Genomic DNA, 20,225 nt, shown 5'->3' on the forward strand with positions numbered 1-20,225 from the left:
TACTTCGGAAATGAAAATCGGGACAACGAATTCGACTACGCCGTCACCCGCGCGGGGTAATCTGCGCCAACTCCCGGATGCATGCCGCGCCGCGGCATTCCAAAGTACGGCACAACTCTGCCGGGACGATTGACTTGCGTAGGGGCGTCGAGCACGCTGGTTCCATGCGATGGAGATGGCGCTGCGTGGAGTTCCCGATGCTACATGGGCCTGCCTCGCCCACATCGCGCCGCTGTAACCGTGCAACCAATACGCTGGATTTTCGATGAGTGACTCTCTGCACAATGACTGGATCCCTACGGGAGACGATATCGCCACGGCGAACGTGTCGGCGCTGGTCGCGCGCCTGGGCCTGAAGGACTACGACGAACTGCTGGCCTTCTCGAACGAGAAGCCCGACGCCTACTGGAATGCCGTCAACGACTTCTGCGGGATGGTCTGGGATGTTCCGTACGAGCAATACCTCGACGCGTCCAAGGGGCAGCCGTTCCCGAAATGGTTCCCGGGTGGCCAGCTTAACTGGGTCAGGTCCGCCCTCAGGTGGGCCGACGACCCGGAGATGGCGTCGCATGCCGCCGTGGTGGCCGAGCGCGAGGACGGCTCGGTCCAGCGCCTGAGCTATGCCGAACTGGCGCAAAAGGTGGCTGCCTTCGCCGGCGGCCTGAAGGCCCTTGGCGTGGGGCGAGGAGACCGGGTCGGCCTGCTGATGGAAAACGGTGTCGAGGCAACGGTGACCTCGCTGGCCATCGCCTGGATCGGCGCGGTGACGGTGCCGTTGTTCAGCGGCTTCGGCGTCGATGCGATCGTGTCGCGCCTGTCGTCGTGCTCGGCCAGCGCACTGGTGGCCACCACCGGATTCTCGCGCCGGGGCAAGCGGGTCGATACGCGCAGCCTGGTCGACGAGGCCATGTCGCGCCTGCCGGAGATCGGCACCACGATCTGGAAGCATGCGGGCGAGGCCATCGCCTTCGGCGACAAGGTGCTCGACTGGCAACAGGTGGCCGGTGCGCAGCCTGACGCAGCGCCGGCACGGATGTCGCCGAACGATCCCTTCATGATCATCTATACCTCCGGCACCACCGGGAAGCCCAAGGGCACCGTGCATACCCACGGCAGCTTCCCGATGAAGATCGCACACGATTCGGCCATCCATTTCAATGTCAGTCCGAAGGATGTGTTCTGCTGGCCCGCGGACATGGGTTGGGTGGCCGGCACGCTGGTGATGTCGTGCGCGCTGCTGCGCGGCGCGACGCTGGTTTGCTACGACGGTGCCCCCGATTTCCCGGACTGGTCGCGCATGTCGCGGATCATCGAACGCTACGGGGTGACGCACTTCGGCTCCGCGCCCACGCTGATCCGGGGCCTGGCCGCCAACGAGGCCATCGCCACGCAAGGCGATGTGTCGACGGTCAGGTTGCTGATCACGGCAGGGGAGGGCATCGATCCCGAGCACTTCCTGTGGTTCCAGAAGGCGTTCGGCAGTGGCCGCAGTCCCGTCATCAACTACACCGGCGGCACCGAGGTTTCGGGCGCGCTGCTGTCCAGCGTGATCGTGAAGCCGATCAGCCCGGCCGGGTTCAACACCGCCTCGCCGTCTGTGGCTGCCGACGTTGTCGACGCGGATGGCAGGTCGCTGACCAATACCGTGGGGGAACTGGCGATCCGACGGCCCTTTGTCGGCATGACGCAGTCGTTCTGGCAGGACGACGAGCGCTACCTGGACGCGTACTGGCGCACGGTGCCGGGCATCTGGGTGCACGGCGACCTGGCGCTGCGCCGCGACGACGGTACCTGGTTCATGATGGGGCGCTCCGACGACACCATCAAGCTGGCGGGCAAGCGGCTCGGGCCCGCGGAGATCGAGGACGTGCTGCTGGAACTGCCGGAGATCGCCGAGGCCGCCGCGATTGGCGTCGAGGATCCGGTCAAGGGACAGAAACTGGTGGTCTTCCTGGTGCCATCCGCCGCCATGGCGCTGTCGCAGGAAGCGCTGGCGTCCGCTGTCAGCAAGCATGTCGATGGCCGCCTGGGCCGTCCGTTCCGCCCGTCCGTGGTCCACTTAGTGGCGCAGCTGCCGAAGACGCGCAGCTCGAAGATCATGCGGCGCGTCATCCGCAGCGTCTACACCGGCGTGCCTGCCGGCGACCTGTCCGCGCTGGACAATCCGCCGGCGCTGGATGAGATTCGCGCCGCCGCAGCGCATTGATGGCGTATTGACGCCGCATCGATTGACGGGGGCGTGTGTATTTCCTTGTTCGCTGCACACGCCCCCGCACTTTTATTCAGGAGATTCCATGTCGAAGAGCAACGCTGCCGCGGGTGCGGCCTATGAGAACTATTCGAGCCTGGCGTTCGACCGCCTGAGCGATGGCGTCCTGCGCATCACGCTGAACCGTCCCGAGCGCCTGAACGCGCTGGATGCCCGGGGCCACGACGAGATCGCCCGCGTCTGGCGCGACATCGACGCCGACCCGACCGTGAGCGCCGTGGTGCTGTGCGGCGCGGGCAAAGCGTTCTCGGCCGGCGGCGACTTCGAGATGGTGGAGGAAATGATCGATTCCTTCGATGCGCGCGCCCGCGTCTGGCGCGAATCGAAGGACCTGGTCTACAACATCATCAATTGCTCCAAGCCGATCGTTTCGGCGATCCACGGCTCCGCGGTCGGTGCGGGGCTGGTCGCGGCGCTGCTGGCGGATATTTCGGTGGCGGCCCGCACTGCGCGGCTGGTCGATGGCCATACTCGCCTGGGCGTTGCCGCCGGTGACCACGCCGCGATCGTCTGGCCGTTGCTGTGCGGCATGGCCAAGGCCAAGTACCACCTGCTACTGTGCGAGCCGGTGAGCGGCGAGAAGGCGGAGCAGATGGGCCTGGTGTCGCTGGCCGTAGACGAGGCGGACCTGCAGGACACGGCGGTCTCGATCGCCACCCGTCTTGCCTATGGCGCGCCATCGGCGATCCGCTGGACCAAGTATGCGCTGAACAACTGGCTGCGCCAGGCAGGCCCGACCTTCGACGCCTCGCTGGCGCTGGAGATGTTTGGCTTCGGCGGTCCCGAGGTCAAGGAAGGCGTGGCCTCATTCCGCGAGAAGCGCGGTCCGGTGTTCCCGCGTACAACCACGGCCTGAGTTTGCGCCTTACCTTCGCGGCACGTCACTGCGGAGGGTCTTGCCCACATTCACTTCAATCGTGTCCAGGATCTATGCGCTGACGCCCGCGAAGACGCGCGCATTGCTCGACGCAGTTGCCAGTACCGACGAATAGCGGCGCCATGTCGTGACGGCAAACGGGGCATTCGGAAATTGCATAGGCGGGAAACCGGCCCGGCGGCGATGATATTCAGTCCCTGACCGCTTTTCGACCCACCATGCGTGTTCATCTGCAGTCCCACATGCACGTCAGCCTGCACCGGCTGTTGCTGGCCTTCCCGCTGGCTGTCGCCGTCACGCACGGCAGGCTGGTGATCAGGCGGCGCGGATATGAACGCCTGCTGCTGCCCGGGCAGCAGGTGACCATCGAGCCGTTCGACGCTATCGACCTGCACCTGGACGGCAGCAGCGTGCGGCCATCCGCCTGTATCCTGGCGATCCATGACATGGTGCCGGCGGCGCTGCACGCTTCCCTGCATCACCGTATCTGCAAACGTGTTTTCCTGCAGCCACAGTACGCGTGGAGCGCCGCCTTTATCGCTGAGCGGCTGAATCTGTCGACTGCGCAGGTGCGCCGCACGCTGTTCGCGCAGGGGACGGCCCTGACCGATCTTTGCCGCACGCAACGGCTGATGCGGGTGCTGTTCGAAGCGATGGCGGGCGATGTTGCGGTGTCCGCGCTGGGGCGCTTCGCCGGCTGGCCCGCCACCAGTGACCTCGACTGCGCTTTCTACGATCGCTTCGGCTTGTCGATGGATGCGGCCAGGCGGCTTGCGATCCGCCGCTCTTCCGAACGGCGGCTCTCGGTCGCCTGAACCGGGCGACCGAGAGGCGGTTTCCAGTAGCGATCCGACCAGACGATTTTGATGCACGGAACGTCTTGTGAGCCTTGATTGACCTGCGAAGGGCCGGCGATCAGGATCGATTCCATCAACCGTCGTTTCATCAGACGAGGCAACCAGTCCATGCGCAGGCCCGGCATCGCCTGTCAGCACGATCCGCACCGCGAGCAATTCGCACAATGCGAACTGGTGATTCGCCAGTGACTACTTGAGCGCAACCGCCAGGTTCCACTAGCATCGAATAAGGGTTACGGGGACCTTTCCCGGCCAAAGGCCGGGAAAGCATGATGCCCTCGTGGAACTAACAGTTGTAAGGCAATGGAAGTGGAAAGGGCCCGGCCGGATGACGCCGGGCCGACAAGAAAGGAGACAGCAGTGCACGCAAATCAATCGCGGCCACTTGAAGGCATCCGCGTACTGGACCTGACCGTGGCGCTTGCCGGACCGTATGGCTCGCTGCTGCTTGGCGGCATGGGCGCGGAGGTGATCCGCGTGGAAGCGCCCGGTGGTGGGGACATCGCACGGACCAACCCGCCGTTCGTGGGCAGCCACGGCATCCACTTTGGCCAGCGTGAAGACGGCGAGGTATCGCTGACGGTGCTGAACCGCGCCCGCAACAAGAAGAGCATCACGCTGGACCTGAAATCGGAGCAGGGCCGCGAGCTGTTCATGCGGCTGGCCGAGGAATGCGACGTGGTGCTCGAGAACTTCAGCGAGGGCACCACGGCCAAGCTCGGCATCGACTACAAGCAGGTCAGGGAGCGTAACCCGCGCATCGTCTATGCGTCGATCAAGGCGATGGGCGAGCCAAGTGCGTTCCCGGGGCTCAAGGGCATGGACATCATCGTCCAGGCGCTCAGCGGCCTGATGGAGGTCACTGGCTACGCCGATGGCCCGCCGACGCGCTGCGGCCTGCCGATCGCGGACCTGGTCGCGCCGATGTATGTCGTCAATGGCATCCTGGCCGCGTTGATCCATCGAGGCCGCACCGGCGAGGGCCAGCGTGTGCAGGTATCGATGCTGGATTGCCTGGCATCGTGGGTGGCTGAAGAGCACTTTGACGTCATGGGACGGGAAGGCTATCCCTCGCGCACTGGCAACTACCATGACCGGCTCGCGCCGTTCGGGGTCTACCCGACGATGGACGGGCACGTGGCGATTGTCGCGTTCCAGCCGGACTGGATGCGCGGGCTGCTGGAATCGATCGGGCAGCCCGAGCTGCTCGAGGACCCCCGTTTCAGCGGCCGCGGGCCGCGCATGCGCAATGCCTCGGCACTCAACGAGGTAATCGCGGGCTGGACGAAGCAGCGCAGCTCGGCCGAGGTGGTGCGCGAACTGCTGGACAACCGCGGCGTGCCCTGCGCGCCGGTGCGCAAGCCCAACGAGGTGCTGCACGACCAGCGGCTGCATGACAGCGGCGCGCTGATGAACCTGGCCCACCCCGAGTTCGGCCCGGTGGATGCGGTGGGCATGGGCCTGCCGATCCGGTTCTCGGCGACGCCTTCGCAGTTCGACCGGCCGGCGATGGAGCTGGGCGGTGCCAACGAGGAGATCTACCGAGGGCTGCTCAAGCTCAGCCAGAAAGAGATCCAGGCATTGCGCGAAACGGGGATCGTCTGACCATTGCCCCGCCGGCTGAACCAACAGGAGATAACGCAATGATTTCACGCCGTACTTGCCTGCAGTTGCTACCCGCGCTGGCAACGCTACCGCTGTCGGCACTTGCGCAGGCCTACCCGTCCCGCCCGGTCCGCTTTATCGTGCCGCTGAGCCCGGGCTCGGGTACAGACGTCGTTGCGCGCTACATGAGCGCGGAGTTGGCGAAGACGATGGGCGGGTCGTTCGTCGTCGAGAACCGCATGGGCGCCAGCGGGATCATCGGCACCGATCTGGTGGCAAAGGCGCCCGCCGACGGCTATACGATCCTGTTCAACTACGCGGCGCACTACTCGAACCAGTTCGTGGAGAGGACGCCGTATGACGCGGTCGGCGACTTCGAGCCGGTCGCCCGCCTGGCGACCTCGGCGATGGTGCTGGTCACTGCGGCGAACTCGCCGTTGCACACGGTGCGGGACCTCATTGCCGCCGCGAAACGCAAGCCGGACGGGCTGTCCTATGGCTCCCCCGGCAATGGCACCACGCCGCAGATGGCGGCGGAGCTGATGAGCAATATGGCCGGGATCCGGATGAACCACGTTGCCTACAAGGCGCCGGCGCAGGTCGCAATCGATGTGGCCGGCGGACAGCTGGATGCCGGCTTCGGCGGCGTGGCCACGTCGTTGCCGCTGGTGAAGGCAGGGCGCTTGCGGGTGCTGGCCGTGACCGGCAAGCAGCGGTCGAGCTATTTTCCCGACGCGCCCACCCTGGACGAGGCCGGCCTCAAGGGCTATGAACTGGTCACTCCGATCTGGGCATTTGCCCGCCGCGGCACGCCGCAGGCAATCGTCACGCAGTTGTCCGACGCCATGACTAAAGCCGCCGCGGCGCCGGCCTTCAAGGCGTTCTGCATCAGCCAGGGGCTGGAGGTCGACATCCAGGACGCTGCGAAAGCCCGCGCCAATGCGCCGGCCGAACTTGAGCGCTGGAAGAAGCTGGTGGCGCTGTCTCAGGCGAAGGCAGGATAACCATGCCTGCAAGCTGGGGGCTTTCTCCCCCTCTCCCGCGTGCCCGAGAGGGGGAACCTGGTCCGCGATCGGGAGGTGCTGCTGCCGTATTGGCTCACGAAGCCACGGCCTGCGCCCGCCGCGCCGGCTTGCGCACCTGCTTGGGCCGGACGCCTTCAAACAGGATCGCGCATAGTTCGTCGATCACCTTTTCGGGCGAACCTTTCTTCGGGTTGAACCAGGTCTGCACGGAAGTAATCGTGCTCAGGACGAACACGCGGCACAGGGCGATGTCGACGTCCTCGCGCAGGTGCCCTTCGGTGCGCAGGTCTTCCAGCATGCCGCTCCAGAACGCCTGATGCTGGGCCCGTCGCTTGAGATGGCGCTCGCGCACCTTGTCCGGCAACTCGGCCAGCTGGCGCCCATGCGCCAGGGTGTAGTCGCCGTATTTGATCATCGCGCTGAAGAGCCCGAGCAGGCCGGCACGAAAGCGCTGCTCGGCATCGGCGCCTGGCGGGAGCGCCGCGATGCGCGCCTGCGTGTGCGCAACGATGCTTTGGGCGCCGTGTTCCATCACCGCGTCCAGCAGCTCTTCCTTCGAGGAGAAGTGGTAGTAGATGCTGGCCGCTTCGATGCCAGCCTGGTCGGCAATCCCGCGCATGGTCGTGGCGGCATAGCCTTGCGTGCCAAAGGCGCGGGCCGCGAGGCGCATCAGCTTCTCGCGGGTGTCAACAGTGGTGGCGTTGGCCTGGCGTTTTGTCATGACTTATGAGGGCCTGAGCCGGGTTGTGGGGATATTCCCCATGGAAGTTACTTCATCGGGCGCGCAAAATCTACCTAACGTTTGTGGGGCTACGCCCGTGCGACCGGACTGGAACACGGTCAGGCCTGGAGGAGGGTGGAAATTCACGCCCAGCGGGTCCGGAAATCGCACCGCTCAGGTGTACTGCGCGCTGCTGTGGGAGATAATCCGGTACGACGTTTGGGATGAATGTGATGCGCTTTGATCTGGTCGATCTGAAATTATTCACGCATATTGCGGAGGCCCAGAGCCTGACCGGCGGTGCGCAACGCTCGCATCTGTCCCTGGCGGCGGCCAGCACCCGCATCAAGAACCTGGAGGAACACGTCGGCGTCAAGCTGCTGAGCCGCAGCAGCCAGGGCGTGAAGGTAACCGGGGCGGGGGAGACGTTGCTTGCCCACGCGCGCCGCGTACTCCGCCAGCTGGAGCAGTTGAGCGGCGATCTCCAGGAGTATGCGGCAGGCGTGAAAGGCCATGTGCGCGTCTTTGCCAACACCACGGCGATGAGCGAGTTCCTGCCAGCCGTGCTGCGCACCTATCTGGTGAACCACCCCGACGTGACCATCGACATGCACGAAAGGCTGAGCCCGGATATCGTGCGCGCGGTGCAGGACGGGATCGTGGACATCGGGATCGTCGCCGGCAACGTGCGCACCGAGGGGCTCGAAGTCATGCCCTACCGGAATGACCGCCTGGTCCTTGCCACTGCACTGAGCCATCCGCTGGCCGAGCGCAACAGCGTGGATTTCGTCGATACGCTGGACTACGACTTCATCGGCTTGCCGGAAGAAAGTGCGATCCACAATTTCCTCAAGCGGGCCGCGGCGGACTTGCAGCGTGAGCTGCGCTGGCGCGTCCAGGTCAGCAACTTCGAGACCGCCTGCCGGATGATCGAGGCGAATGTCGGTGTCGGCGTGCTGCCGGAAACCACCGCCCGCCGCCATGCGAATACGATGGCGCTGCGGATCGTCCAGCTCAACGATGAATGGGCCGAGCGCAAGCTGCAGATTTGCGTTGCGGATCTCGGCGCATTGCCGCTGTTTGCGCGCAAGCTGGTGGATCTGCTGGTCGAGGATGGCCTCGGGCGCCAGGACTGAAGGCGCCCGCGAGCGCCTGATTCCGCTACTTCTGCGCGACGAGCGTCTGCCGGAGCTGGTGCTTGAGCAGCTTTCCGCTGGCCGTCGCCGGAATCGCGGCCACGCGCAGGATCTTCCCCGGGCGCTTGTATGGCGACAGGCGATCGATCAGGTACGCGTGCAGCGCCTCCGCATCGAACTTCTCTCCATCCTTGATTTCGACAAAGGCGATCACTTCCTCGTTGCCGTCCGCGGCGGGCTGCCCGACCACGGCCGACAGGCGTACGGACGGATGCGTGTTGAGGACCGATTCGACTTCATTCGGATAGACGTTGAAGCCGGAGCGGATGATCAGCTCCCGGGTGCGGCCGACGATGAACAACGCGCCGTCGGGATCCAGGCGGCCGATATCGCCGGTGTTGAGCCAGCCGCCGGGGCGCAAGGCCTCGGCGGTCAGGTCCGGGGCATGATAGTAGCCGCGCATGACACCGGGACCTCTTACCCATAGCTCGCCCGCTTCGCCCTCCGGCGCCGGCTTGCCGTCCGGCCCGACCACCTGCAGCTCCGCGCCTTCGACGATCTCGCCCGCCGAGCAATCGGTGCGCGGCCGGTCCATGCGTGTCACAAACAGCGAACCCGCATACTCGGTCATCCCGTAGCCATGGTGCAGCGGCTGGCCGAACATCGTCTCGACCTCCTGCTTGAGCGTCGAATCGAGCGGCCCGCCGCCTGTGTAGAGATAGCGCAGCCGCGGCGACGGCAGCAGCGGCAAGCCGCTCGCACGCACGTGCGCGACGATACGGCTGAACATCATCGGTACGCCCTGCAGCAGCGTGATGGCACCCTGCCGGATTGCCGCGGTGACATCCTCCGCATTGAAGCGCGCGCACAGGTACAGGCTGGCGCCGGCGTATAGCGTCGAGAGCAGTAGCGTCCCCAGCCCGAAGACATGCGACATGGGCATGACCGCGTAGGCGCAGTCGTCGGCCTGCATGCGGCGGGAATCGACCGTGACGCGCGCAAAGTGCAGCAGGCCCCGGTGCGTGACCATCGCGCCCTTGGGCTGCCCGGTCGTGCCGGATGTATAGATCAGCGCGGCGACGTCGCGCGCGAGCGCTTCAAGCTCGCGCTCGCTGGTTTCGTCGATAGCGCTCGCCATCAGCGGGCCCAGACCGGCCGGGGCAATCTCCCGGGCCCGATAGCGCACGCCGTGCCGTAGCGCATCCGGCGACGCAGCGTGGGTGAACAACATCAGGCGTGGCTGGCAGTGCGCCCGGATCACCTCGATTTCCCGTTCTGTCAGGCGGGCATTGACGACGACCGGCCACGCCCCCAGTTCCGACAAGGCGAACACCAGCGTGATCACCGCCAGGCAGTTCTCGGCCGTGATCAGCACCCGGTCGCCGGTGCCGACGCCCTGCGCCTGCAGATAGCGCTGCGCGTCCTCGATACCCGCCCACAGCTGCGAGAAAGTGGTGGTGCGGCCATCCTCGAAGACCGCCACATGCCCGGGTGCCTGGATGGCCCAGTGGCGCGGGATGTCGCTGATCCGTTGTGCGGGTTCTCGGTCCGGTGGCATCTGACGGAAATCCTTGTGCGGGTGGAAAGCGGTTCCGCAGGGCGGGGCGCAAGCAGAACGACGCCAGTGTATTTGCGTCGAAAGTGAGGTGCAATCCCGTTGCTCCGGGCCGGCCACGGGCGACCTTCAGGCGTCGCGGGCCTCGCGGATCATGTTGCGGGCAATGATGACCTGCTGGATCTGCGTGGTCCCCTCATAAAGGCGGAACAGGCGCACGTCGCGGTAGAATCGCTCGATGCCGTATTCGGCGATGTATCCGGAACCACCGAGGATCTGTACTGCGCGATCCGCCACGCGGCCCACCATCTCAGTGGCGAACATCTTGCAGCACGAGGCTTCGGTGGAAACGTTCCGGCCCTCGTCGCGACGGCGAGCGGCGTCGATCACCATGCATTCGGCCGCATAGAGTTCGGCCTGGCTGTCGGCCAGCATGGCCTGGATCAGCTGGAATTCGCAGATGGGCTGGCCGAACTGCGTGCGCTCCAGCGCATAGTTCAGGGCGTCGCGCAGCACGCGCCTGGCCACGCCGACGCTGACGGCGGCGATGTGCAGGCGCCCCTTGTCCAGCACCTTCATCGCGGTCTTGAAGCCCTGGCCTTCCTTCAGGCCGATCAGGTTGGCGGCTGGCACGCGCACGTTCTCGAAGACGACGTCGCAGGTATGCGCGCCTTTCTGGCCCATCTTCACGTCGCGCTTGCCGAAGCTGATGCCCGGCGTCTTAGCATCGACGATGAATGCCGAAACCCCGGCCGATCCCTTGATATCGGGATTGGTACGCGCCATCAGCGTGAACATGCCGGCTTGCGGCGCGTTGGTGATAAAACGCTTGGTGCCGTTGACCACATAGTGGTCGCCATCCTGGATTGCGGTAGTGCGCAGCGAGCCGGCGTCCGAGCCGGCATCCGGTTCGGTCAGCGCAAACGAGGCCAGGACCTCGCCGGTGGCCAGGCGCGGCAGCCAGGCGGCCTGCTGTTCGGGCGTGCCGTCCATGAGGATGCCCTGCGAGCCGATGCCCACAGTGGTGCCCAGCAGCGAGCGGAACGCCGGCGAGGTCTGGCACAGCTCCATGACCACGCGCACTTCCTCTTCCATGGTCAGTTCCAGGCCGCCGAAGCGCTCGGGGATGGTCATGCCGAACAGGCCCATGTCGCGCATGTCCTGCACGATGTCCTGCGGGATTTCATCGGTCTCGGCGACCAGTGCCTCGGCGGGCACCAGGCGTTCGCGCACAAAGCGGCGCACGCTGTCGAGCAGGGCTTCGAGGATGTCGTTATCGCGGATCATTTCAGGTTTTCCTAGATGGCGGGACGGCAGGCACAGACCGGCCGTCTTCGTCACGCCGAGAACAGGGCCGTGCCCTGGCCAGGATTAATGCGGTGGCTCAGTAGCGCTCGAACACCGCAGCGATACCCTGGCCGCCGCCGATGCACATGGTTTCCAGCCCATAGCGGCCGCCGCGGCGCTGCAGTTCGTGCAGCAGCGTGGCGAGGATGCGCACGCCGGTTGCGCCGATCGGGTGACCTAGCGAGATGCCCGAGCCGTTCACATTGAGCTTTTGCTCGATCGCATCCTGGTCGTTCCAGTCCCAGCCCTTGAGCACGGCCAGCACCTGGCAGGCAAAGGCTTCGTTCAGCTCCACCAGGTCCATCTGGTCGAGCGTCAGGTTCAGGCGCTTGAGCAGCTTCTTCACCGCGGGCACCGGTCCGATGCCCATGTGGGACGGCTCGCAGCCTGCCGCGGCCCAGCCGACCAGCGACGCCATCGGGGTCAGGCCCAGTTCGGCCAGCTTGTCCTCGGCCACGATCAGGCAGGCGGCCGAGGCATCGTTCTGCTGGCTGGCGTTGCCGGCGGTGACGGTACCGTTCGGCATCAGCGCGCGCAGCTTGCCCAGGCTTTCCATCGTGGTGCCGGGACGGAAGCCTTCGTCGCGCGCGAACGTCACCGGATCGCCCTTGCGCTGCGGCACCTGCACCGGAACGATTTCGGCATCGAAGCGGCCGGATTCCCATGCGGCCGCAGCGCGTTCGTGGCTGCGCACGGAGAAGGCATCGGCCTGCTCGCGGGTAATACCGTAGTCGCGGGCCAGGTTCTCGGCGGTCTCGATCATCCCGGAGATCTTGCCGAAGCGCTCGACGGGCTGCGAGCGCTCGCGGCCGCGGTCGAGGCGGTCGTAGAACTTCACGTTGCCCGAGCGCGAGCCCCAGCGCATGTCGGTGGTGTAGTACTCGATATTGCTCATGCTCTCGACGCCTCCAGCGATCACCACGTCGGCGGCACCGCTCTGCACCATCATCGAGGCCGTGACGATGGCCTGCAGGCCGCCGCCGCAACGGCGGTCCAGCTGCATGCCTGGCACCTCTACCGGCAGGCCGGCCTGCAGCGCGGCCCAGCGGCCCACGCACGGCACTTCGCTGCTGGCGTAGGACTGGGCAAACACTACGTCGTCGATACGCGTGGGGTCGATGCCGCTGCGTTCCACGACGGCACGCACGGTGGTGGCGGCCAGTTCCTCGACGGACACGGGGCGCAGGCTGCCGCCGAAGGTCCCGACGGGGGTACGCAGGGGGGTGACGATAGCGGCTCGGCGCATGGAAGTCTCCTTGGAAATCTCTCTTGGGTAGATGAAGAAGGCAGTCGGTCAGGCGGTGCCCGCACCGGCCACGAAAGCGGCGCCGCACTGGCGCAGCAGGGCGTGGGCCTGGCGCTCCAGGTCCTCGCGGTGTTCGGGGGCGGCGATGTCCAGCATGCGGCGCACGCGCTGCGACAGCGTCTGCCCGCGCAAGTCGGCCACGCCGTGCTCGGTGACGATCAGGCCCGCGTCCGAGCGGGGCGTGCTCACCGGGCCGGACAGCTGCGCGACGATGCGGCTTGCGCCCTTGGCAGTCGCCGGCAGGGCCACGATGGGCAGGCCGCCGCGGCTGCGTGCCGCGCCGCGCAGGAAGTCCACGGCACCGCCGACGGCGCCGACATAGACGCCGGCGGCGACTTCGGCGTTCACCTGGCCGGTCAGGTCGACCTCGATGGCGGAGTTGATGGCGGTCAGCTTGTCGATGCTGGCGAGCACCTCGGGGTGATGGGTATAGCTGGTCTCGCGCAGTTGCAGCTGCGGATTCCGGTGCGTCCAGCGCCGCAGGCGCTCGCTGCCCATCAGGATGCCGCCGATGCCAACGCCCGTATCGATGCTCTTGCGCGCATTGGTCAGCACGCCGGCTTCGGCCAGCGCCGCAATGCCGTCACCGACCGCGCCGCTGTGCAGGCCCAGGTCGCGGCGGTCGTGCAGCGCCGCCACCACGGCCTCGGGCAGGTTGCCGATGCCCATCTGCAGGGTCGCGCCATCCTCGACCCAGCCGGCGATGTGGCCGGCGATCGCCAGTTCCGCCGGGCCGGGGGCGCTGCGCTCCAGGCTGATCGGCGCATGCGCGGCATCGACCAGCAGGTCGATCTCGTCCACGGTCAGATGGCGGCTGCCATAGGTCCACGGCACCTCCGGGTTCACCTCGGCGATGATCACGCGGGCTTGGTCCAGCGCGGCGGGAATGTACTCATGCACCAGCCCCATGCTGTAGCGGCCTTCCTCGTCGGGCGGCGACACCTGCACCAGTACCACGTCGGCACGCAGCGCGCCTTCCCGGATCAGCCCGGGCAGGTGCGAATAGTGGCTGGGCACGATGTCCAGCACGCCGGCCTTGGCCAGCACGCGGTGCGGGCCGCTGGCGGCATAGCCGAAGAAATCGATCACGTCGGCCTGGGCCGGCTGCAGCGTGTCGGACTGGCCGATGCCGACAAAGACGCTGAGCCGGCCGCCCTGCGCCAGCGCGTGGCGGTGCTCGACCAGCGCGCGCGTCAGCGTCAGCGGCTCGGCGGTGGCCTGGCCCCACCAGATATGGTCGCCGGGTTGCAGCAGTGCCTGCAGCGCGGCGGGCAGGTTGTTGTTGTCCACGGTAGCGGGATGCATAGAGGGATGCATAGGGCGGCGCGGATCAGGCGATCTCGGCCCAGCCGTGGCTGAGCACGACCTTGTCGCGCTCGGCCACGCGGGCGCGCACCTGGTAGTGGTTGGGGTTCTCCGGCATGCGCCAGATCTCGGTGACTAGGGTCTCGCCAGGGAACACCGGCGCGGTGAAGCGGATATCGAGCGCGTGCAGGCGGGTGGGATCGCCCTGTGCGCACTGGCGCACCAGCGCATGCGCCACCAGGCCGTAGCTGGCGAGGCCGTGCAGGATCGTGCGCTCGAAGCCAGCGGCCCTGGCCACCGCCGGGTCGGCGTGCAGCGGGTTGAAGTCGCCCATCAGGCGATACAGCAGCGCGGCCTCGGGGCGGATCGCCTGCGTGTCGGTGAAATCCGGCGCGCGGTCTTCCGGCGTCGGGCGCAGCGCCGGCAGCGGCTCGTCGCTGGGCTGGCCGCCGCCGAGCTGGCTGTAGCCACCGTCGCCGCGCAGGAAGCTGACCTGCTGCACCGTCGCCAGCAGTTCGCCCGCGGCCGTTTCCAGGCGGCGTTCGGTGACCATGATGGCGCCTTTGCCTTCGCCCTTGTCGGTCAGGTGCGTGATGCGGTTATGGCCGACGATGTCTGCGTTGGCCGGCAGCGGACGGTGAAGGCGCATGCGCTGTTCACCATGCAGCAGCCTGACCCAGTCGATGCCGGTGTCGGCCTCGCGCGCCCAGAAGCCGGGATAACCGAGCACCACCGCCTGCGACGGCAGCGTGCGCAGCCCGCCGAGGGCGCCTTCGAACACAAAGGGCAGGGCTGCCTCGTCCAGCGGATCGCTGCCCAGTCCAAGGCTGAGTGCATACAGCATGGTGTCGCGCTCGGTGTAGGTCTGGCGGACGGGGGCGAACGGACGTTGCTTGAGATGGTGGTAGCAGACTGCCATGTCCTTGTTCCTATGTGATCGTCAGGAAATTGCGCACAGCATGTCGTCAAAGCGGGTTTTGCGCTATTTGACAATGCCAATGGTCGACTTTGGCGATTGCGAAAACGCGGGCTAAAGCGGGCTTAAGCGCGCCTGAAGGCGCGCTTTGGCAAAGGCTGATTGTCCGAACGGCGGATAGCCGCGACTATTGCCGCATCACGCTGGGATGGCCCGAGGTGTTCCCGGCAAGAGCAACGACGTTGACCGCCAAAGACTCGCCATGATCGAACAGACTCAATCCAACAACTTCCAAGACATCCGCGATGCCGTGCGCTCGCTTTGCGCCGAGTTTCCCGACGAGTATTTCCGCAAGGTGGACGAGCAGCGCGCCTATCCCGAGGCGTTCGTCAACGCGCTTACCGATGCCGGCTGGCTGGCAGCGCTGATTCCGCAAGAGTACGGCGGCTCCGGCCTGGGCCTGACCGAAGCGTCGGTCATCATGGAAGAGATCAACCGCTGCGGCGGCAACTCCGGCGCCTGCCACGGCCAGATGTACAACATGGGAACGCTGCTTCGGCACGGCTCGAAGGCGCAGAAGGAAAAGTACCTGCCGAAGATCGCCTCGGGCGAATGGCGCCTGCAGTCGATGGGCGTGACCGAGCCCACCACGGGCACCGACACCACCAAGATCAAGACCTCCGCCGTCAAGAAGGACGGACGCTACGTGGTCAACGGCCAGAAGGTGTGGATCAGCCGCGTCCAGCACAGCGACTTCATGATCCTGCTGGCGCGCACCACGCCGCTGGCCGATGTGACGAAGAAGAGCGAAGGAATGTCGATCTTTATGGTGGACCTGCACGAGGCCAAGAAGAAGGGCCTGACTGTGCGGCCCATCCCCAACATGGTCAATCACGAGACCAATGAGCTGTTCTTCGAAGACCTGGAGATTCCGGAGGAAAACCTGATCGGTGAAGAGGGCAAGGGCTTCAAGTACATCCTCGATGGCCTGAATGCCGAGCGCACGCTGATCGCGGCCGAGTGCATTGGCGACGGCTACTGGTTCATAGACCGCGTGACCAAGTATGTCAAGGAACGCGAGGTCTTCGGCCGCCCCATCGGCCAGAACCAGGGCGTGCAGTTCCCGATTGCCGAGTCGTTCATCGAGATCGAGGCCGCGAACCTCATGCGCTGGAAGGCCTGTGAACTGTTCGACAAGCACGAGCCCATGGGCACCCAGGCCAACATGGCCAAGTACCTGGCCGCCAAGGCCAGCTGGGAGGCCGGCAACGCCTGCCTGCAGTACCACGGCGGCTTCGGCTTCGCCTGCGAATACGACGTCGAGCGCAAGTTCCGCGAGACGCGCCTGTACCAGGTGGCGCCGATCTCGACCAACCTGATCTACTCCTTCGTCGCGGAGCACGTGCTGGGGCTTCCGCGGTCGTTCTGAGCGGCCAGGTAGTGCGCGCCTGGCCCACGAGCCAGGCGCTGAAGGCATCCGCCGGCATTGCGGCTGCGGCCATCCGCAGGAACGGCTAGCCGCGAGGCTCGTCTTCCACTGTTTCCCTCCTCCGAAGCAACAATCCCCGCGTAGCCGTTCCGGGCGTCGAAGTTCAGCCCCCGGAACGGAGACCAACCTTTCCGCCGTTCATTGCCTGCCAGCCACCGAAGCGGCTCCAGGTCCAGCTTCCGGCGGCTCGCCACTGCCTTCTTCTTCCAAGGTACGGGACATTGGCTTCCAACACGATCGCGAAGCAGGTCAATACCACAGACTATTGGTCATATGGCAGACAAGGCCTGAAGTGCTGCGGGGCGAATCCATGGAGAATCCGATGGGTATTACAGGTATCAAAGGTATCGAAGGACAATCGATGATCGTCACTGGCGGCGCCAGTGGCATCGGCGAGGCCGCAGTGCGGCTGCTGGCCGCAAACGGGGCGCTACTGACGATCGCGGACCGGGGTGCCAACGGTGAGGCTCTGGCGAAGGAACTTACCGATGCGGGCCTGCGGGCGCAGTTCGTCGAGACGGACATATCGTCCGAGGCGGATGTCATGGCCATGGTCGAGGCGGCGGTACGAAGCTATGGCCGACTGGATGGCGCATTCAACAATGCCGGTGTGCCCAATGCCGGCAAGCTGCTGGCCGAGCTGACCGAGGAGGACTTCCGGCGTTGCCACGACGTCAACGTCATCGGTACGTTCCTTTGCATGAAGCACGAGATTCTGGCCATGCTCAAGACCGGCGGCGGCGCCATCGTCAACTGCTCGTCGATCCATGGACTGATTTACACCGCCCGCGCGGCCGAATACACCGCGTCCAAGCATGCGATCACCGGCATGACCAAAGCCGCCGCCGCCGACTATGGCCTCCAAAACATCCGCGTCAATGCGATTGCGCCTTCCTCGACACGCACGCCGATGTACCTGCACTACCTGAAGACCAAGCCCGATCACGAGGCAAGGGTGAACGGCCTGCACCTGCTCGGTCGCGCCAGCGAGCCGATTGAACAGGCGCAGGCCGCCATGTGGTTGCTGTCTGATGCCGCGTCATTCGTCACCGGCGTGACCCTGCCCGTGGATGGGGGCTACACCGCCGTGTGAACGCGGAAACCAAGGGGGGATGCGCGCCATGTGATGGCGCGCATTGGCCGGATCAATGAGGGGACCGCGCTCAGAAGAGGAATACGCCCTTGCCCCCGGCCTGCGCGTCGAAGCGACGATACGCCTCGTCGGCTTGTTCGAGCCGCCAGTGGTCGGTGAACAGCTTGTCCACTTCAACGCCATGACGGGCGATGAAGTGGGCGCATTCCTTCATGCCTACCTCCGAGAATGTGTAGGAGCCGATCACGGTCCGTTGCTTGCCGATCAGGTCCTTCATCGCGTCGACGTTGAGATTCCCGCCGATCGCCACCAGGGCGATCTTCCCCCACGTCCGGGTGCAGCGCACGGCCTGCTGCCTGGGCACTTCACTGCCCGCGCAGTCCATTGCGCAGCTCACGCCCTTGCCACCGGTGAGCCGGAGGATTTCCGCCACGGCATCCACCTGGCTCCCATCGATGGCATGGGCGACCCCGAACGCCTTGGCCTGCTTGACGCGATCCGGCGAAATATCCACCCCAATGACCTCGACGCCCATCGCGGCCGCGAGCTGGGCGGCAGACAGGCCGACGGGGCCCAGCCCGAACACCGCCAGGGTGTCGCGCGCGCTGATATCCAGCCGTAGCAGCGCACCGTAAGCGGTGCCCGTGCCGCAGGAAATGGCCGCACCACCCGCGAAGGACACCTCTTCCGGCAGGTGGACCAGGGACGAGACCGGCACCTTCATGTAGTCGGCATGGCCGCCGTGTGCGATCACGCCGTGCACGGTGGCACCGTGATCGCACAACTGGGTCCAGCCCGTGCGGCAGGAGTCGCAGAAACTGCAGCCTTCGTAGTGGAACACCATGACGCGATCGCCGACCTTGAACGCACTCGGGTTCACGCCCGGGCCAATCGCGGCGACCACGCCACACGGCTCATGGCCGCCGATGATTGGCGCGTTCTCGTCGATACCGCGAGACGACAGGTCCTTGAACCCCAGGGACCGGATCACCTCGGCGGGACTGTGCCGGTAGAAGTGCAGGTCGCTGCCGCACATGCCCGACGCCTTCATTTCGATCACTACCTCGCCCGGGCCCGGAGTCGGGTCGGGGAAGTTCATGATTTCGAGCTTGCGATCACCTTTGAATACAACACCACGCATAGATGTCTCCGTATAGACGGTATTCAGACAGACAGGCGCCCAGGTCCGGGGCCTCAGCCAAGATTCATGTAGACGGCCTTCTGGTAGAGGTAGCTGTCCACCTGTTCGGCGGCGCCCTTCCAGCCATAGCCACTCAGCTTGTAGCCGCCGAAACCGACCTGGGGATCCAGCACGCCATAGCAGTTGACCCAGATGGTTCCGGCCTGGATGTCCTGCGCAAACCTGTGCGCGGTGGACAGGTTCTGCGTCCAGACACCCCCGGCCAGGCCATAGCTGGTGTCGTTGGCGATGCGCAGTGCCTGGTCCGGCGTGTCGAATGGCATGACCGAAGCGACCGGGCCGAAGATCTCCTCGCGTGCAATGGTCATGTCGTTGTGCACGCCCGTAAACACGGTCGGCTCGACGAAATAGCCTGCGGCCAGCTCACCGCCCAGGCGCCGGCCGCCACAGGCGAGCTCCGCGCCTTCCTGGCCGCCGACGTCGACGTAGTGCATCACGCGATCGAGCTGGCGCTGCGAGACGATCGGCCCCAGCTGCACTTGCGGATCGAGGCCGTTGCCGATCTTGAGCGAGGCACTGAAGGCCTTCAGCCGATCGATGAATTCGTCGTAGATCCGGCGCTGCACCAGCACGCGCGTACCGGCGGCGCAGATCTGGCCGGTGTTGGTGAACACGCCCATGGCCACGCCCGGCACCGCCTTGTCCAGGTCGGCGTCGTCGAACACGATATCGGGCGACTTGCCGCCGAGTTCCACCGACACCCGCTTGAAGTTGCCGGCCGACGCCTGGACTATCTTGCGCCCGGTCTCGGGCGAGCCGGTGAAGGCGATGCGGTCCACGCCAGGGTGTTCCGCCAGGGCGCTGCCCGCTTCGCCGCCGTAGCCGGTCACCACGTTGATAACCCCGGGTGGCACGCCTGCGTCCAGCAGCAGTTCGGCCATGCGCAGCGCGGTCAGCGAAGCATCCTCGGCCGGCTTGAGCACCGCGGTACAGCCGGTGGCCAGGGTCGCGCCGAGAATCCACCATTGGCTCAATAGCGGGCCGTTCCAGGGAATAATGCCGGCGACCACGCCCACTGGCGCCTTGATCTTGAGCGTCGCGAACTTGCCGGGCAGCGCGTTGAGCGGAGTCTGCACACCACCAGCGGCTGTCTGCGACGCGTAGAACAGAATCAGCTGCAGCAGGAATGACTTGAGGCCGCGCGTGCGTGCCAGCGGCGCGCCCATGTCCAGCGTCTCGATCAATGCCAGCTCGTCGAAATGCTTCTCCACCGCGTCGTGGATGCGGATCAGCAGGCGCTGGCGATCGCTGTGCGACCACTGGCTCCAGGGGCCCTCGAAGGCCTGGCGCGCCGCGGCGACCGCCCGGTCGATGTCGGCCCGATCCGCCTGCGCCAGGCACGCAATGACCTCGCCCGTGGCGGGATTGACCGTGTCAAAGGTCTTGCCGGAAGCGGCTGGCACCCATGCGCCGCCGATAAGGAGGCGTTTGGTGCCGCCGACGAACGCCGGCGTCTGCACGCCGTATGTCGTGCTGCTCATGCAATATCTCCTGAAATATTCTTGTGAAGGGCAGGGGGCTTG

16 protein-coding genes are annotated in these 20,225 nt (G+C 65.9%); 8 read left to right on the forward strand and 8 right to left on the reverse strand.

Annotated features, from left to right (window positions below):
• Positions 1–265 precede the first annotated feature (265 nt).
• The 5 genes from U9J39_RS24905 (at position 266) to U9J39_RS24925 (ending at position 6,612) form a co-directional block, all read left to right on the forward strand.
• Positions 266–2,206: an AMP-binding protein gene (locus U9J39_RS24905; protein WP_326348382.1), complete on the forward strand. Its 1,941-nt coding sequence runs from the start codon at positions 266–268 to the stop codon at positions 2,204–2,206.
• A gap of 88 nt (positions 2,207–2,294) precedes the next feature.
• Positions 2,295–3,125 carry an enoyl-CoA hydratase/isomerase family protein gene (locus tag U9J39_RS24910; protein WP_326348383.1) on the forward strand — a complete coding sequence of 277 codons (831 nt, stop codon included), beginning with the start codon at positions 2,295–2,297 and terminating at the stop codon, positions 3,123–3,125.
• Between the two features lie 263 nt (positions 3,126–3,388).
• Positions 3,389–3,961: an AraC family transcriptional regulator gene (locus U9J39_RS24915; RefSeq protein WP_326348384.1), complete on the forward strand. Its 573-nt coding sequence runs from the start codon at positions 3,389–3,391 to the stop codon at positions 3,959–3,961.
• Positions 3,962–4,363: 402 nt separating this feature from the next.
• Complete coding sequence (locus tag U9J39_RS24920; protein ID WP_326348385.1) at positions 4,364–5,608, forward strand: CaiB/BaiF CoA transferase family protein; 1,245 nt, start codon at positions 4,364–4,366, stop codon at positions 5,606–5,608.
• Positions 5,609–5,646: 38 nt separating this feature from the next.
• Complete coding sequence (locus U9J39_RS24925; protein ID WP_326348386.1) at positions 5,647–6,612, forward strand: tripartite tricarboxylate transporter substrate binding protein; 966 nt, start codon at positions 5,647–5,649, stop codon at positions 6,610–6,612.
• Positions 6,613–6,706: 94 nt separating this feature from the next.
• Here the strand turns inward: U9J39_RS24925 and U9J39_RS24930 are convergent, their stop codons facing one another.
• A complete protein-coding gene (locus U9J39_RS24930) occupies positions 6,707–7,354 on the reverse strand; it encodes a TetR/AcrR family transcriptional regulator (RefSeq protein ID WP_326348387.1) in 648 nt (215 codons plus the stop codon).
• A gap of 233 nt (positions 7,355–7,587) precedes the next feature.
• Between U9J39_RS24930 and U9J39_RS24935 the strand changes: the two genes are divergently transcribed.
• Positions 7,588–8,490, forward strand: a complete 903-nt coding sequence (locus U9J39_RS24935; RefSeq protein WP_326348388.1) for a LysR family transcriptional regulator — start codon at positions 7,588–7,590, stop codon at positions 8,488–8,490.
• 25 nt (positions 8,491–8,515) lie between these two features.
• Here the strand turns inward: U9J39_RS24935 and U9J39_RS24940 are convergent, their stop codons facing one another.
• The 5 genes from U9J39_RS24940 to U9J39_RS24960 all read right to left on the reverse strand — a co-directional run bounded on the left by U9J39_RS24940 (position 8,516) and on the right by U9J39_RS24960 (position 14,922).
• A complete protein-coding gene (locus U9J39_RS24940; protein ID WP_326348443.1) occupies positions 8,516–10,048 on the reverse strand; it encodes a class I adenylate-forming enzyme family protein in 1,533 nt (510 codons plus the stop codon).
• A 126-nt stretch (positions 10,049–10,174) separates the two neighbouring features.
• A complete protein-coding gene (locus tag U9J39_RS24945) occupies positions 10,175–11,332 on the reverse strand; it encodes an acyl-CoA dehydrogenase family protein (protein WP_326348389.1) in 1,158 nt (385 codons plus the stop codon).
• Positions 11,333–11,429: 97 nt separating this feature from the next.
• A complete protein-coding gene (locus U9J39_RS24950; protein ID WP_326348390.1) occupies positions 11,430–12,638 on the reverse strand; it encodes an acetyl-CoA C-acetyltransferase in 1,209 nt (402 codons plus the stop codon).
• A gap of 48 nt (positions 12,639–12,686) precedes the next feature.
• Positions 12,687–14,003 carry an acetyl-CoA hydrolase/transferase family protein gene (locus tag U9J39_RS24955; RefSeq protein ID WP_326348391.1) on the reverse strand — a complete coding sequence of 439 codons (1,317 nt, stop codon included), beginning with the start codon at positions 14,001–14,003 and terminating at the stop codon, positions 12,687–12,689.
• A gap of 25 nt (positions 14,004–14,028) precedes the next feature.
• A complete protein-coding gene (locus U9J39_RS24960) occupies positions 14,029–14,922 on the reverse strand; it encodes a MaoC/PaaZ C-terminal domain-containing protein (RefSeq protein WP_326348392.1) in 894 nt (297 codons plus the stop codon).
• Positions 14,923–15,181: 259 nt separating this feature from the next.
• Here U9J39_RS24960 and U9J39_RS24965 point away from each other — a divergent pair, with 259 nt between their 5' ends.
• A complete protein-coding gene (locus U9J39_RS24965) occupies positions 15,182–16,348 on the forward strand; it encodes an acyl-CoA dehydrogenase family protein (protein WP_326348393.1) in 1,167 nt (388 codons plus the stop codon).
• A 370-nt stretch (positions 16,349–16,718) separates the two neighbouring features.
• On the forward strand, positions 16,719–17,501 hold the full coding sequence (locus tag U9J39_RS24970) for an SDR family NAD(P)-dependent oxidoreductase (protein ID WP_326348394.1): 783 nt from the start codon (positions 16,719–16,721) through the stop codon (positions 17,499–17,501).
• A 70-nt stretch (positions 17,502–17,571) separates the two neighbouring features.
• Here U9J39_RS24970 and U9J39_RS24975 read toward each other — a convergent pair whose 3' ends face one another.
• On the reverse strand, positions 17,572–18,642 hold the full coding sequence (locus U9J39_RS24975) for a zinc-dependent alcohol dehydrogenase family protein (protein WP_326348395.1): 1,071 nt from the start codon (positions 18,640–18,642) through the stop codon (positions 17,572–17,574).
• 53 nt (positions 18,643–18,695) lie between these two features.
• Positions 18,696–20,183 (reverse strand): aldehyde dehydrogenase family protein, encoded by a 1,488-nt coding sequence (locus tag U9J39_RS24980; protein ID WP_326348396.1) that lies wholly within the window; start codon positions 20,181–20,183, stop codon positions 18,696–18,698.
• Positions 20,184–20,225 lie beyond the last annotated feature (42 nt).

This window comes from Cupriavidus sp. SS-3, from assembly GCF_035818815.1.
In the GTDB taxonomy this organism is placed as follows: Bacteria; Pseudomonadota; Gammaproteobacteria; order Burkholderiales; family Burkholderiaceae; genus Cupriavidus; species Cupriavidus taiwanensis_C.

Excerpts from the sequence above, each read along its gene's own strand:
- U9J39_RS24925 (WP_326348386.1), top strand. The coding sequence starts at position 5,647 with ATGATTTCACGCCGTACTTGCCTGCAGTTGCTACCCGCGCTGGCAACG.
- U9J39_RS24910 (WP_326348383.1), top strand. The coding sequence starts at position 2,295 with ATGTCGAAGAGCAACGCTGCCGCGGGTGCGGCCTATGAGAACTATTCG.
- U9J39_RS24905 (WP_326348382.1), top strand. The coding sequence starts at position 266 with ATGAGTGACTCTCTGCACAATGACTGGATCCCTACGGGAGACGATATC.
- U9J39_RS24960 (WP_326348392.1), bottom strand. The coding sequence starts at position 14,922 with ATGGCAGTCTGCTACCACCATCTCAAGCAACGTCCGTTCGCCCCCGTC.
- U9J39_RS24940 (WP_326348443.1), bottom strand. The coding sequence starts at position 10,048 with ATGCCACCGGACCGAGAACCCGCACAACGGATCAGCGACATCCCGCGC.
- U9J39_RS24950 (WP_326348390.1), bottom strand. The coding sequence starts at position 12,638 with ATGCGCCGAGCCGCTATCGTCACCCCCCTGCGTACCCCCGTCGGGACC.
- U9J39_RS24965 (WP_326348393.1), top strand. The coding sequence starts at position 15,182 with ATGATCGAACAGACTCAATCCAACAACTTCCAAGACATCCGCGATGCC.
- U9J39_RS24935 (WP_326348388.1), top strand. The coding sequence starts at position 7,588 with ATGCGCTTTGATCTGGTCGATCTGAAATTATTCACGCATATTGCGGAG.
- U9J39_RS24970 (WP_326348394.1), top strand. The coding sequence starts at position 16,719 with ATGGAGAATCCGATGGGTATTACAGGTATCAAAGGTATCGAAGGACAA.
- U9J39_RS24945 (WP_326348389.1), bottom strand. The coding sequence starts at position 11,332 with ATGATCCGCGATAACGACATCCTCGAAGCCCTGCTCGACAGCGTGCGC.
- U9J39_RS24980 (WP_326348396.1), bottom strand. The coding sequence starts at position 20,183 with ATGAGCAGCACGACATACGGCGTGCAGACGCCGGCGTTCGTCGGCGGC.
- U9J39_RS24930 (WP_326348387.1), bottom strand. The coding sequence starts at position 7,354 with ATGACAAAACGCCAGGCCAACGCCACCACTGTTGACACCCGCGAGAAG.
- U9J39_RS24975 (WP_326348395.1), bottom strand. The coding sequence starts at position 18,642 with ATGCGTGGTGTTGTATTCAAAGGTGATCGCAAGCTCGAAATCATGAAC.
- U9J39_RS24915 (WP_326348384.1), top strand. The coding sequence starts at position 3,389 with ATGCACGTCAGCCTGCACCGGCTGTTGCTGGCCTTCCCGCTGGCTGTC.
- U9J39_RS24955 (WP_326348391.1), bottom strand. The coding sequence starts at position 14,003 with ATGCATCCCGCTACCGTGGACAACAACAACCTGCCCGCCGCGCTGCAG.